The sequence below is a fragment of the Desulfobacterales bacterium genome (assembly GCA_021647905.1).
Classification (GTDB): Bacteria; Desulfobacterota; Desulfobulbia; order Desulfobulbales; family BM004; genus JAKITW01.
The window spans coordinates 1-13,646 of the sequence record JAKITW010000026.1 but is presented as its reverse complement, the minus strand read 5'-3'; the positions used below and the strand labels follow the sequence as shown (position 1 = coordinate 13,646).

11 protein-coding genes are annotated in these 13,646 nt (G+C 58.4%); 4 read left to right on the top strand and 7 right to left on the bottom strand.

The window, feature by feature from the left end; all coding sequences use genetic code 11:
* Positions 1 to 23: 23 nt before the first annotated feature.
* Positions 24 to 185 carry a hypothetical protein gene (locus L3J03_05765; GenBank protein MCF6290483.1) on the bottom strand — a complete coding sequence of 54 codons (162 nt, stop codon included), beginning with the start codon at positions 183 to 185 and terminating at the stop codon, positions 24 to 26.
* A gap of 164 nt (positions 186 to 349) precedes the next feature.
* Between L3J03_05765 and L3J03_05760 the strand changes: the two genes are divergently transcribed.
* Entirely contained in the window at positions 350 to 1,726 is a 1,377-nt protein-coding gene (locus L3J03_05760) for an amidohydrolase (protein MCF6290482.1), read from the top strand.
* Here the strand turns inward: L3J03_05760 and L3J03_05755 are convergent.
* The 4 genes from L3J03_05755 to htpG all read right to left on the bottom strand — a co-directional run bounded on the left by L3J03_05755 (position 1,710) and on the right by htpG (position 5,703).
* Positions 1,710 to 2,351 (bottom strand): VTT domain-containing protein, encoded by a 642-nt coding sequence (locus L3J03_05755; GenBank protein MCF6290481.1) that lies wholly within the window; start codon positions 2,349 to 2,351, stop codon positions 1,710 to 1,712. The genes L3J03_05760 and L3J03_05755 overlap by 17 nt on opposite strands.
* Entirely contained in the window at positions 2,341 to 2,982 is a 642-nt protein-coding gene (locus L3J03_05750; GenBank protein ID MCF6290480.1) for a protein-L-isoaspartate(D-aspartate) O-methyltransferase, read from the bottom strand. The genes L3J03_05755 and L3J03_05750 overlap by 11 nt, the downstream gene beginning before the upstream one ends.
* A 2-nt stretch (positions 2,983 to 2,984) precedes the next feature.
* On the bottom strand, positions 2,985 to 3,368 hold the full coding sequence (locus tag L3J03_05745) for a hypothetical protein (protein MCF6290479.1): 384 nt from the start codon (positions 3,366 to 3,368) through the stop codon (positions 2,985 to 2,987).
* Positions 3,369 to 3,801: 433 nt separating this feature from the next.
* Entirely contained in the window at positions 3,802 to 5,703 is a 1,902-nt protein-coding gene (gene htpG, locus L3J03_05740; GenBank protein MCF6290478.1) for a molecular chaperone HtpG, read from the bottom strand.
* A gap of 324 nt (positions 5,704 to 6,027) precedes the next feature.
* Between htpG and L3J03_05735 the strand changes: the two genes are divergently transcribed.
* A complete protein-coding gene (locus L3J03_05735) occupies positions 6,028 to 6,888 on the top strand; it encodes a metallophosphoesterase (protein MCF6290477.1) in 861 nt (286 codons plus the stop codon).
* A 16-nt stretch (positions 6,889 to 6,904) separates the two neighbouring features.
* The gene (hemG, locus tag L3J03_05730; GenBank protein ID MCF6290476.1) at positions 6,905 to 8,293 is read left to right on the top strand and encodes a protoporphyrinogen oxidase; all 1,389 of its coding nucleotides are present in this window, start codon (positions 6,905 to 6,907) and stop codon (positions 8,291 to 8,293) included.
* A 112-nt stretch (positions 8,294 to 8,405) separates the two neighbouring features.
* Here the strand turns inward: hemG and dnaA are convergent, their stop codons facing one another.
* Positions 8,406 to 9,680: a chromosomal replication initiator protein DnaA gene (gene dnaA / locus L3J03_05725; GenBank protein MCF6290475.1), complete on the bottom strand. Its 1,275-nt coding sequence runs from the start codon at positions 9,678 to 9,680 to the stop codon at positions 8,406 to 8,408.
* Positions 9,681 to 10,385: 705 nt separating this feature from the next.
* Entirely contained in the window at positions 10,386 to 11,126 is a 741-nt protein-coding gene (locus L3J03_05720) for a ComF family protein (GenBank protein ID MCF6290474.1), read from the bottom strand.
* Positions 11,127 to 11,453: 327 nt separating this feature from the next.
* Between L3J03_05720 and L3J03_05715 the strand changes: the two genes are divergently transcribed.
* Positions 11,454 to 13,646 (top strand): NADP-dependent isocitrate dehydrogenase (locus tag L3J03_05715; GenBank protein MCF6290473.1); only part of this gene is annotated, 2,193 nt, incomplete at its 3' end.

Below are 13,646 nucleotides of genomic sequence, written 5' to 3'. Positions count from 1 at the left end.
ACACTACTCCTGAAAACCTTGATTCAGATTGACACCATTGCCGGGCCGGCCATGGCCGAAGCGGGATTATTGTAAGCGTTCACCAGCACCTCATCTTCGCCCATCCGGGCCTGCTCGAATAGCACCAGTATGCTTCGCAGTCCCAGATGAACGAATCTAAACCACTGGTAAACGCTTACGGGCATGAGGTTACCGTAAATCCGTACCCCCGGTGAACGGTTACGGATTATTATAGACCGGCCCGGCCGGCGGGAAAAGCATTTTTACCGGCAGCCGTGAATATGGTACCATGGCCGGTATCGGTGCATCCCGTTTTTTTATAAAAACCATCACCATGGATTAGCCGCCCATGACCGCTCAACCCCTTGTCAACGATATCCTGATCACCAATGCCACGGTTCTCACCCTGAACCCGGACCAGCCCGGGCCAATCCACAACGGGTATCTCCTGGTCCGGGGCACCGTTATCCAGGCACTGGGGCCCATGGCCGAACTGCCGGCCGCGATCCGGGCCCGGCAGACCATTGCCGGCGATAATTGCCTGGTGATGCCCGGCCTGGTCAACAGCCACACCCATGCGGCCATGACCCTGTTCCGCGGCCTGGCCGACGACCTGGAACTGATGACCTGGCTGAACGAACATATCTTTCCGGCCGAGGCCGGAAGCGTTACCCCGGAGATGGTCTACTGGTGCTCCAAACTGGCGGCCCTGGAAATGATCCGGGCCGGGATCACCTGTATCGCGGACAGCTATTTCCATGAAGACCAGGCCGCGCGGGCCTTCCGGGATACCGGCCTGCGGGCGGTGGCAGCCCAGGGAGTGATCGACTTCCCCGCACCCGGTGTGCCGGACCCGGCGGATAACGTGGCAATGGCGGCCCGGTTCATTGATGCCTGGCAGGGGAAGGACCCGCTGATCACCCCGGCAATATTCTGTCACTCGCCCTATACCTGCGCGGCAGCGACCATCAGAAAGGCCAAGGCCGCGGCCCGGGCCCGGAAGGCGCCCTTCTTCATCCACCTGGCCGAAACCAGGGCCGAAACCGAACAGATCCACGCAGAGCACGGGGTCTCGCCCTTAAACTATCTCGCCGGGCTGGGGGTCCTGGACCGGGACACGGTCTGCGTCCATTGCACATGGCTGAAACCGGACGACCTGACTATCCTGGCCCAAAGCGGGGCCGGGGTCAGTGCCTGTACGACCAGCAACATGAAACTCGCCGCCGGGATCGCGCCGCTGCCGGAGATGCTCGGCCAGGGAATCCCGGTTGGACTGGGCACCGATGGCAGCGCCAGCAACAATATCCTGGATCTGTTCCGGGAGATGAACCTCATTGCCAAGCTGCACAAGGTCAGCAAAAAAGATCCCACCGTGCTGCCGGCCGGACGGGTGCTGGCCATGGCCTGCACCGGTGGCGCCGGAATTCTCGGACTGGGTGGCCGGATCGGCAGCCTGGCCCCGGGAAAACAGGCCGACCTGATCATGATCGATCTCAGCCGGCCGCACCTGACCCCCTTCTACCATCCCGATCTGCTGGTCTACGGGGCCGGGGGTGGCGATGTGCGCACCGTGATCATCAACGGCCGGGTGGTGCTGGCCAACCGAATATTCACAACCGCGAACCCGGAAGAGACAATGAAGCAGGTGCGCAGGCTTGCGGCCCGATTGCAAACCCCGCTGTCACCCCGTCCCGTGCAGACAGGGAAAATCAGACCAGCCACCTGACCACCAGGAAGCCGCCGATGAGCAGGATGAAGAACAGGATGGAGAGAATGTTGAAATAACGTTCGACAAAGGTCCGGACCGGGGCGCCGAACCGGTAGATAAAGGCGGCCACCAGGAAGAAGCGGGCCGAGCGCGAGATCAACGAAACCAGGATGAAGGTGAAAAAGTTGAGCTGAAAGGCACCGGCGGTAATGGTGAACAATTTATAGGGCAGCGGGGTGAACCCGGCAGCGCCGACCGCCCAGACGTCATACCGTTGATACAGCTCCTGGACCTCGGCAAACTTGGCCTGGAGTCCGTACCAGTCGAGAATCCGCACCCCCACGGTATCCATGAACCCGAGCCCGAGCCCGTAGCCCAGGGCCCCGCCCAGCACCGAGCCGACCGCGCAGATCCCGGCATAGCGGAAGGCCTTTTTCGGGGTGGCAACGGCCAGGACGATCAGAAAGACATCCGGCGGGATGGGGAAAAAAGAGGACTCAGCCACGGCGATCAAAAAAAGGGCCCACAAGCCGTACGGGGTCTGCACCCATGCCAGGCAGCGGTCGTAGAGCCGCCGGAACCAGCCCGGTTCTGCCGCCACGGCAACAACAGCAGCCTCTTTGTTGCTCGTTTTACCAGCCATGGGCCCCCACCAGATCCACAAAACGGACATTTTCAATAACCTCCCGGCTGGTCGCGCCATGTTCCTTGCGCACCAGGATCAGCTCCTGGCCATGGCGGTCACCCACCGGGATGACCAGCCTCCCGGGGTCGGCGAGTTGCTCCAACAGGGGTTCCGGCACCCTGGGACCGCCGGCGGTGACCATGATCGCGTCAAAGGGGCTGTGCTCGGCCCAGCCAACCGTGCCGTCGTCCAGCCGGGAAAGGATATTGATGTAATGGAGTTGATCAAACACCGTTCGGGCCCGGACGAGCAGGGTATCGATCCGTTCGACGGTAAAGACCTTTTCACAGAGCAGGGAGAGAATCGCGGCCTGATAACCGGAGCCGGTGCCGATCTCGAGCACCCGTTCGTGGCCGGCAAGTTTTAAGGCCTGGGTCATCAGGGCGACGATAAAGGGCTGGGAGATGGTCTGGCCCCGGCCGATGGGCAGGGGATAATCACCGTAGGCCTGGCCGCGGAGGGCATCCTCGACAAAGAGATGACGCGGCACCTTGGCCATGGCCGCCAGCACCCTTGGATCATCAATGGACCGGCGGACGAGTTGTTCACTCACCATCCGCTGCCGGGCCTTTTCGAAATTATTAGCCAGGCTCACTCCTTTTTCCCGTTCGGCTGGTATTCTTCCTCGTTGAATAACCGGTAGACGCAGGAGGTAACGATATTCCCGGCAAAGGAGATATTCATTACATTGTACTCCTCGGAACCCAGCCTCTTGCCGATATAGGGGGCCTTACGCAGGAAGCTCTCCGTGACTTGGACGTAGATCCATACCTCTTCGCCGTTTTCCGCCTGTCGCCGTTCATCCGGCTCGCCGAGATAGGCGAGAACCTCCTGTTTACTGGTCTGGCCCGGCACGATCAGGGCCGCGTCCGAGGCCAGATGACGGACCGGTTCATGGTGGAAGGAACAGCCGCCCGCAAGGATGGCAATAAAAAAGAGGAAGAGGAGCGGCAACCCTTTACGATGCGAATACATTCAATAATCTCCAGGAGTAGATAGTGCCCATCCAGAAATGGCCCTTTCGCCCAATCTCGGCGTCATGCTCAAAAAATAATCCTCGTAATATCATTTATATGACTCCGGTTATTTTTTTCGCGATCCTTGATCTTGAACAAAATTGCTCATTTCTGGACGGACACTAGATAGCACAATAAGGCCGCAACAGCCATCGGCAGCGGCAATGGCAAAAAAGGCGCCCGGCAACCACTTGCCCCAGGCAGGGCAAGAATATCCCGATCAGTACCCTTTTTCAACATAAAGCTGAGTTGGGTCTGCCTGGGCGAACTCAAACGAAACTTATGCCCTTGCGGTATAATATCCGCGGCCCTGCTCCTGGACGGCCCGGCCGATGGGGTTACAACGCCGGAGCAATCCGCCGGGATTTCGACCCGCAAGAACGGTTACAAAATTATTGAGTGTTGGTCAACCGCTCCAGGATCCGGTAGCTGCGCTCCACCATCTTGCGCGAATCAACCACCAGCCCGGCCTGGATCAAGGCATTGTCCAGGATCTGCTCGGCCATGCTCCCGGCCAGTTCCTGGTCCTGGTCACGCAGCACGGCCAGATTTCTGATCAAGGGGTGGCGGGTGTTGATCTCCAGGTTCTTGGCGCTGACCCCGGGGCTCTCCTTGCCCTGGGAAAAATTTGCCGCCTGGAGCACCCGTTCCATGGTGCTGGTCATGAACCCGTCCGGGTTGACCACCATGGCCGGGCTGTCCACCAACCGGTTGGAGGCGACCACCTCCTTGACCCGGTCGCCGAGCGACTCCTTCATCCATTTGGAAAAAGCAGCGATTGCCTCCTCGGTCATCGGTTCGCCACTGTCCGTCGCCCCGGTCTCTTGGGCGGCTTCTTCCTTTTTCAACCCAGGCAACTCAAGATCGGCCCGGTCCGCGGAAACCAGCTTCTTGTCCTGGAATTCTCCCAGATGACTCATGACAAAGTCGTCAATGGGCTCCAGGGTATAAAGGATCTCGATATCCTGTTGGCGAAAGGCCTCGATATAAGGCCCGGACTCGATGGTCGCCCGATCAGGACCGTTGATATAATAAATCTCTTTCTGCTCCTCCCCCATCCGTTGCACATAGTCGGCCAGGGAGATGGGCGTCCCGGGCGCGGACTTGGATGATTCGAATCTGAGCAGCAGGGCCAACTCCTCCCGATAGGTGAAATCCGAGGTAATCCCTTCCTTGAAAAAAAAGCCGAAATTCTTCCAGAAGCGGAGGTATTTTTCATGGTCATCCCGGGCCTGTTCAGCCAGAAACTTCAGAAACCGCTTGGTAATGACCTTTTTTATCTTGGCCACCAGGCTGCTGTCCTGCAGGGCCTGGCGGGAGATATTGAGCGGCATGTCCTCGCTGTCCACCACCCCTTTCAAAAAACGGAGCCATTCCGGCAGGATATTTTCACTGTGCTGCTCAATCAGCACCTTCTGGCAATAGAGGTTGACCCCGGATTTAATCCGACCGAAACCCATCTGTTCAAGATTTTCCCTGGGCACGAAAAGCAGGGCATTGATCGCCAGGGGCGCATCAGCGGAAAAATGGAGCCGATAAAATGGCTCGTCAAAGGCATTGCCGATGAACTTATAGAACTCGGTGTACTCCTGGTCCTTGATCTCGTTCTTGTTACGGGTCCAAAGGGCCTGGACGGTATTGATCTTATCGCCGCCGACCTTGATCGGAAAGGGGACGAAATTTGAATATTGCTTGATAATCCGCTTGATCGTCTCGGGCTCGGCATACTGGCGGGCATCATCCTTCAGCTCAACGATGATCCTGGTACCGCGCCTGATGCCCGGGGCCGGGCTCAGGGTGTAGCTGCCCGCACCGTCGGAGACCCACTCATGGCCCTCTTCATCCGGTTTATAGGAACGTGACTGGACCGTAACCTTTTTCCCGGCCATGAAAGCCGAATAAAAACCGACCCCGAACTGGCCGATCAGGCTGACGTCTTTCTTGGCCGCCTCGGCCAGTTGGGAGAGGAAGGTGTTGGAACCGGAGTGGGCAATGGTGCCCAGATTGTGCTCCAGTTCCTCCCGGGTCATACCGATGCCGGTGTCAATGATGGTCAGGGTATGCTGCTTGTCATCAAGGTCGATGTTGATTTCCAGGGGCAGGTGGCTGTCAAAGACCTCTTCCGCCAACAGACTCTGGTGCCGGAACTTCTCCAGGGCGTCGGCCGCGTTGGAGATCAATTCGCGGACAAAGATATCCCGTTCGGTATAAAGGGAATGGATCACGATATCCAGCAGCTTCTTGACTTCAGCCTGGAACTCCTTGGTCTCAATGGTGATCTTCGGTGTGGTCATGGGCAGCTACCTCTTCTTTTTTATGATGCGGGCGAACGCGCTCATTCTATTGATTTTTTCACTGATCTGGATGAGAATACGGCCATGGCGGCAGACCTCTGATCCGGCAAAAACCGCCGGGCCGAGGACGAGAGTAACGATAATCATCATCCCGGGCCTGTCAAGCACCTGTGATGTCAGCAAGGAGGTAAGGTTTCGATAAACCCCGTACGTTTGAGATTGGACCGGGAAAGGGGTTTTCTTATACCGAACGGTGTAGCGGACCCTGAGCCGCGGCCGTGACGGCAAAAGCGGAATTTGAAACAACTTCGGCAGGATATGCTTATGGATTCCGAATCGCCGCCGCGGCGAAGCGAGTTCCTGCTTGATAGCCTGTTTATGAACAGCCGGCCCTTCTCAAAGGAGCGGCCGTTGGTAGAAGAAAACCCTTTTCCCGACAGGAGGGGGGGTACTGAATGTTTACGCAAGGAGCTTCCGAACGGAGTGCTCCTTGACCCAACGGAGGGAACAACAATGCGAATCGTGGCATTCGGCGACATCCATATGGACCTGAGCGGTATTGAGACCATCCCCGGTCTCGACCGCGCCGACCTGGTGATAATCACCGGCGACTTTACCAACTTCGGGGGCAGGCAGGATGCCGAAACGGTGCTGGAACGGATCATGGCCCGCAACCGCAGGGTGCTGGCCCTGCCCGGCAATATGGACCAGCCGGAGGTGGACGATTTTCTTAAAGAACAGGGGGTCGGTCTGCACGGCCGGGGTGTTCTTTTCGGGGAGATCGGTCTCATCGGGGTGGGCGGCTCCAACCAGACCCCTTTTAACACCCCCCTTGAATTCAGCGAGCAGGAGCTGACCGCGCTTCTTGACAGCGGCGCCGCCCAGGTGGACCGGGCCCTGGAAAAAATCCTGGTCTCCCATGCCCCGCCGTTGCGCAGCAAAACCGATGTGCTGGCCAACGGCGTCCATGTGGGCAGCAGCGCGGTCCGGGCCTTTATCGAGGAACACCAGCCAGCCCTCTGTCTCACCGGCCATATCCACGAGGCCCGGGCCCATGACCGGATCGGCCGGACCCTGGTCATAAATCCCGGCATGCTCAAGGATGGCGGCTGGGTTGAAATCATCACCACCGGGACAACGGTTACGGTAACCCATAACGGGCTGGGTACCGGACCGGAATTATAAGGAAAAACCATACGTAATGAAACAGCCTTACGACCTGATCATCATCGGCAGCGGGCTCTCGGGTCTGGCCCTGGCCCATTTTTTCCAGAAACAACGGCCCCGGGCCAAGGTCCTGCTCCTGGAAAAGGCGGACCGGCCCGGCGGCGCGATCCGCTCCTTCAGCCGGGACGGCTATCTGGCCGAATGGGGGCCCCACGGTTTCCTGGACAACTCGGCGGCAAGCAATGAACTCCTGATTGACACCGGCCTGGACCAGGAGGCCCAGCGGGCGCCCCTGGCCAGTTTTGTCCGCTATGTCTGCCTTAACGGCCGGCTCAGGATGATCCCCCAGAGCCCGGGCCGGATCATCGCCTCGTCGCTGCTCCCCTTTTCGGCCAAGCTCCGGGTCCTGGCCGAACTCCGGCAAAAACCGCTCTCCGGCGAACCAACGGTGAGCCAATGGATAAGCCACCGCTTCGGCCCGGCGCTCCTGCCCTTTGCCGACGCGGTGTTTACCGGCACCTATGCCGGCGACTTCGATCGGCTCTCCATTGATGCGGTGATGCCTGGGGCGCGGAACCTGGAAAAAGAATATGGTTCAGTAATCCGGGGAGTTATCAAGAAAAGGAAAGAAAAAAGGAAACAGGGCAAAAAAAAGAGCGGCCTGCCGGCCATGGTCAGTTTTCCCCAGGGGATGACCAGGCTGGTGGAAGTCCTGGCCCGGGACAAGGATATCCGCTATGGAGCCGAGGCGGAACGGATCCGGGTTACCGAAAAAGGGGGCTGGCAGATAAACGCGGGCGGCGGGACCCATACTGCCCAGGCGCTGGCGCTCGCCCTGTCCGTGAACCAGGGCATGGCCCTGCTCGCGGCCTCGGGTTATCCCGCCCCGGGCCCGCCCCTGGTCGAGGCCCGAATCGTCAACATACTCATGGGCTTTACCCGGTCGGCGCAAATACCATTTGGCTTCGGTTACCTGGCCCCGGAGCAGGAAAAGCGCTTTGCCCTGGGCGCCCTGTTCTCCACCCATATGTTTCCCGGCCGGGCCCCGGACGGCCGGGTGCTGGTCGAGGTGCTGGTCGGCGGCCGGCGCCATCCGGAAAAACTGTCCCTGTCCGACCGCGAACTGGTTGAACAGGCCCATGCTGATCTCAAACAACTCCTCCATCTGCCGGAACCGCCCTGCTTTACCAGGGTCCTGCGGCCGGGCAACGGCATTCCCCAACCGGAGACTGGCCACGCCCGCCTCCGGGCCTGGCGCGCCAGGCTGATGCAGGAACTGCCGGGACTGTTTATCTGCGGCTTCGGCTGGCAAGGGATCGGGATCAACGATATGACCAGGACCGCCCGGCAACTGGCCGCGGCCATTGCCCGGGGCAAAGCCGCGGCCATGGACCCGGCAGCGGTGAAAGGGGTGTATTTCTAAATCAGAGGACAGAGGACAGAAGACAGAGGGCAGAAAAAACTTAAAAGATTGAAAAAGACTGACAACTTTAATTTCCCTGGTCTGGAAACGATCGTTTCCAGGGGATCTCCCCTTACCTTGTCAACTTTTTGGCAAGCATCTCCACCTGGCCGCGGACACTGCTGTTTCTGGCCATGGCCCCGGTAATCACCTTGATTGAATGGAGCACCGTGGAGTGGTCGCGGTTAAACGCCTTGCCGATATCGGCCAGTCCCTGCTCCGTATACCTGCGGGCCAGGAACATGGAGAGCTGCCGGGGAAAGGCGATGGACCTCTTGCGCGATCTGGAGGTCAGGTCGTCAACGCTGATCTTGAACTGGGCGGCCATGAAATCACGGATACTCTCTGCGCTCAACTCCTGGCTGCGGCCGATAAGTTCCTCCACGATATCCCGGGCCATCTTGAAATCGGGCGCAGCCTTCATCAATGAGGACTTGGCCTTCAGGCCGACGATGGCACTCTCCACCAGGCGAATGTCGCCCTTGATCTGCTGGGCGAGAAAATCGATCAATTCATCGTCCAGGCTCAGGTTGCAGTTCGCCGCCTTGCGCCGGATGATCAGCCTCCTGGTCTTGAGGTCCGGCGGGTTGATCGTGGCCAGCAGCCCGGCCGACATCCGGGAACGGATGCCAAGGTCGATATTGGACAGATCGCGGGGTGCCTGGGAGCCGGTGAGAATAATCCGCTTGCCCGATTTGAGGAGCACATCAAGCAATTCGTTCAACTCCTCCTGGGTCTTGACCTTGCCGGTCAGGGCATGAACATCGTCGAGCAGCAGGATGTCGCAGTGGTTATGATACTTTTCCTTAAAACTATCCATCCGGTTGGCCCTGATTCCGCAGACCATCTCGGCGCTGAACTGCTGGGCAGTGAGATAATGGAGCCGGGCACCCGGCGAATGGCTGATGATGTTATGGGCCACGGCATGGGTGAGATGGCTCTTGCCCAGGCCGGTACCGGCATTTATGTAGAGCAGGGAGCCCAGCGAGGTATCCCCGCTGGCAATGGCCCGGCAGGCGGACTGGGCCAGGTAGTTGCTCTCGCCCACCATGAACTCGTCAAAGGTGTAGCGCGGATGCAGGGACCGGATACACGATTTTGCCGTTGGCATCGAGGGCAGCCGCAACTGTTGCCGGGTCTCGGCCTTGGCCAACGGCCCGGTAACCAGCCGGACGGTGACCGGACCGTTGGCGAGTTCCGTTGCGGCCTGCCGGATCCGGGCCAGGTAATTATCAGCAACCCAGGTGGTGAAAAAACGATCAGGACAGGCAAGCTCAAGGATCGATTCATCATCAGAACCGGAACAGACGAGCGGCTCGATCCACAGGCAGTGCGTGGTTTCGGACATGACATCCCGCAAAGATTCTTTTACCTTCTCCCACAGCATAAGAAAACGCTCCACATTATCTATACATAAGGTTAAACGGATGTCCTCCGGAACAGGGCCGCCAACCAGGACCGCCGGGTGCCCGGAGACCAAAGCAGGTGGACGGCTTTCAATTCCTCAAAGCAGGTCGATCATCTTGAAAAACAGCTACCTTGTTAAGAGCTAGAGAGGTCAACTCAAGAAGAGCAAACAGACATATGTTTCCGTTCCTGTTTGCCAGCATGTCTTTTAGTTAAACTCTCCATTACTGTCAAAGATGATTTTCGAAAATTTTCCTTTCCGCGGCCGGGAAGTTTTCAACAGGGGTTCTATGTGCTGATTTTGCCGGAGTTCCGCAAGGCGCCCCTCCTAATCCCCCAATAAATCGATCTTTTTACCGAACAAGAAATTTATGGTATGATACTGTGGAGTTATGAGCGGGGCTGGCAAGTTATCAACAGGGCGTACATTTATGTTATCTCCACCATGCTCCATATTGCTTCATATTACTCTCGATTTCTCTGAATCCCACTTTTTATTAAGATACTGTTTAGATTCTGTTTGGATCAGCCCCGGGAAAACCGTTCGAGAACAAAGAGATACCACAATGTAGTATTCCGAACCGAAAAGCAGAAAAATTTGCCCCTGAAACATTCCACTGGTTAGCCAGGCAAAACCAGGTCCGGCTCACATCTCCTCGTTCACCCGGGCCAGGGTCAAGACCTCCACCTTGCGGGCCCCGGCCCGGACCAGGACCCGCGCACATTCATCCACCGTGGCCCCGGTGGTATAGACATCATCCACCAGGAGAACGGTCTGGCCGACCAGTTGCGCCGGCGCCTTGACCCGGAAGGCGGAGCGGACGTTCTTGCGCCGGGCCGGGCCGGAGAGAGTGGTCTGGGGCGGGGTATACCGCTTTCGTTGCAAAAGGGCGGCAACAATACGATGGCGCCGGGCCGGGAAAAAGGCCCGGGCCAGCAACAGGGCCTGGTTGAAACCGCGCTCCTTCAGACGCCTGGGGTGAAGCGGCACCGGAACAATCAGGTCCGGCCGCAGCAGGTCTCCCGGTCCCAGCAGATCCTTCAACACGGCAAAGGAAGAAAGACCACCGGTGTGGCCGGTGTATTTAAAGGTGTGAATCGCCTGTACCAGGGCGCCCTGGTACAGGGCCACGGCCCGGGCCCGGCTGAAGTTCCGGCCAGTGGCCAGGCAGGTTCCGCAGAGATGGCCCGGGCCGGAGGCGGAAAAAAAGGGCCGGCCGCAGACAGGACAGAAGGGTTGGCGAACGGCAATGATCTCCCGGGCGCAAGCGGGACAGAAATAGGGCGGACTGCGACCGGCCAGGGAGGCGGCGCAGCCCAGGCAGGATGAAGGGAAGCAGATCTCCCGCACCGCCTGCCGCAGGGCCGTGAAACCGGTCTTATCCATCAGGGCTCCTGCCAATATCATGGTTATATGAAAGTCGTCCCCAGGCGCCGGCCTTGCCGTGCCGGCGTGACGCCTTTCATTGTTTCGTTGTGGCTGGGCAAATATGGTCCAGCCATGCTGGTTTGTCGGTCTCGCAAAAATCGCTCAACGGACGTGTTTCATGTCGTAAATCGTTGCTTTTTTCTGGCGGCATTTGAAACATCAGTGCTTATTGCCAGTTCATCATGTTTGCAATCCCAAGGGGTATATGCTAATGCTCTCTTCTCGTCTTGCACCCTTTGAGTTTAAGCCCCTCTATCGATACCACATAACTACCAAGGAAAACAGATGGCAAGCCAGAAGATTATCTACACCGAGGTCGATGAAGCGCCCGCCCTGGCGACTTACTCCCTGCTCCCCATCCTCCGGGCATATACCAGGGGATCCGCCTTTTGCCTTGAGACAAGGGACATCTCCCTTGCCGGCAGAATTATTGCGACCTTTCCCGAGTACCTGAGCGCGGACCGGAGAATAGCCGATCATCTCGGCGAACTGGGCCGGCTGGTCAAGCTGCCCGAGACCAATATCATCAAACTGCCCAATATCAGCGCCTCGGTTCCCCAGTTGAAAGGCGCCATCAAGGAGTTGCAGGACCAGGGATATGATATCCCGGACTATCCCGAGGAGCCGGAAACCGCGGCGGAGATGGAACTTCATGCCCGGTTTGCCAGGATCCTGGGAAGCGCGGTCAACCCGGTCCTGCGGGAGGGCAACTCTGATCGAAGGGCCGCGGCCGCGGTAAAACGGTTCGGCCGGAAGAATCCCCACCGGCTGATGAAGGAGTGGCCCGCTGATTCCAGGTCGCGGGTCGCCCACATGATTGGCGGGGACTTCTACTCCAGTGAAAAATCGCTCACCGTCAACAATCCATGCGAGGTCCGGATCGAGTTTGTCGCTGATAACGGCGGGATAAAAACACTCAAGGAGAAGACCGCGCTGCTTGCGGGCGAGGTGATCGATGCCGCGGTGATGAATGTCCGGGCCTTGCGCACCTTTTACCAGGAGCAGATCAAGGCGGCCGGTGATGACCGGCTGTTGCTGTCCCTGCACCTCAAGGCCACCATGATGAAGGTCTCGGACCCGATCATGTTCGGTCATTGCGTTTCGGTCTTTTATAAAGACGTCCTGGCAAAACATGGTGCGGTTATCAAGGAGCTGGGGGTCAATGTCAACAACGGCCTGGGTGATCTGTATGCCAAGATCGACAACCTGCCGGAAGCGCAGCGGGCCGGGATCGAAGCGGATATTCAGGCTGTCTATAAAACAAATTGTCAACTGGCAATGGTGGACTCAAGCAAGGGGATCACCAACCTGCATGTGCCCAATAACGTGATCATCGATGCCTCCATGCCGGTGTTTATCCGTGACGGCGGCAGGATGTGGGGGCCTGACCACCAGTTGCACGATACCATCGCCATGGTGCCGGACCGGTGTTATGCCACCATCTACCAGGAGGTTGTTGAAGATTGCCAGAAACATGGCGCCTTTGACCCGGCGACCATGGGGAGCGTTGCCAATGTCGGCCTGATGGCGCAGAAGGCGGAGGAGTACGGTTCCCACGACAAGACCTTTGAGGCGCCGGGCAACGGCACGATCAGGATCATTGACCAGGCCGGCGCGACCCTGCTGGCCCGGCCCGTGGAACAGGGCGATATCTTCAGGATGTGTCAGACCAGGGATGCGCCGATCAGGGACTGGGTCAAGCTGGCGGTCAGCAGGGCCAGGGCCACCGGCGTGCCCGCCATCTTCTGGCTGGATCAAAACAGGGGACACGATGCCGAGATCATCGCCAAGGTCAAAAAATATCTGCCACACCACGATACCAGCGGCCTGGATATCCGGATCATGCGGCCGGTGGCGGCGATGCGCTTCTCGCTGGAGAGAATCAGAAGGGGTGAAGATACTATTTCCGTGACCGGTAATGTGTTGCGTGATTATCTCACCGACCTGTTCCCGATCCTGGAGCTGGGCACCAGTGCCAAGATGCTGTCCATCGTGCCGCTGATGAACGGCGGCGGACTGTTTGAGACCGGGGCCGGCGGTTCGGCGCCCAAGCATGTCCAGCAGTTTTTAAAAGAGGGGCATCTGCGCTGGGATTCCCTGGGTGAATTCTGTGCCCTGGTGCCATCGTTTGAGCATATAAAGAATACGTTCAACAATGAAAAAGCCGGGCTCTTTGCCCGGACCCTTGACCAGGCAATCGGTATGTTTCTCGAAAACCAGAAATCTCCTTCCCGCAGGGTGAACGAGTTGGATACCCGGGGAAGCCATTTTTATCTTGCCCTGTACTGGGCCCGGGCACTGGCCGGCCAGAACGAGGACAATGACCTGCGGACACGTTTTGCCGGAATTGCCCGGCAGCTTGGCGATAATGAGGAAAAGATTGTCAACGAACTGAATGGAGCCCAGGGCCGCCCGGTGGATATCAACGGTTATTACCGGCCGGACCGGGAAAAGACCAGCCGGGCCATGCGGCCCAGC

Bases quoted from the DNA above. Each gene is read 5' to 3' on its own strand.
- L3J03_05760 (MCF6290482.1), top strand. From the start codon at position 350: ATGACCGCTCAACCCCTTGTCAACGATATCCTGATCACCAATGCCACG.
- htpG (MCF6290478.1), bottom strand. From the start codon at position 5,703: ATGACCACACCGAAGATCACCATTGAGACCAAGGAGTTCCAGGCTGAA.
- L3J03_05720 (MCF6290474.1), bottom strand. From the start codon at position 11,126: ATGGATAAGACCGGTTTCACGGCCCTGCGGCAGGCGGTGCGGGAGATC.
- dnaA (MCF6290475.1), bottom strand. From the start codon at position 9,680: ATGTCCGAAACCACGCACTGCCTGTGGATCGAGCCGCTCGTCTGTTCC.
- L3J03_05735 (MCF6290477.1), top strand. From the start codon at position 6,028: ATGGATTCCGAATCGCCGCCGCGGCGAAGCGAGTTCCTGCTTGATAGC.
- hemG (MCF6290476.1), top strand. From the start codon at position 6,905: ATGAAACAGCCTTACGACCTGATCATCATCGGCAGCGGGCTCTCGGGT.
- L3J03_05745 (MCF6290479.1), bottom strand. From the start codon at position 3,368: ATGTATTCGCATCGTAAAGGGTTGCCGCTCCTCTTCCTCTTTTTTATT.
- L3J03_05755 (MCF6290481.1), bottom strand. From the start codon at position 2,351: ATGGCTGGTAAAACGAGCAACAAAGAGGCTGCTGTTGTTGCCGTGGCG.
- L3J03_05765 (MCF6290483.1), bottom strand. From the start codon at position 185: ATGCCCGTAAGCGTTTACCAGTGGTTTAGATTCGTTCATCTGGGACTG.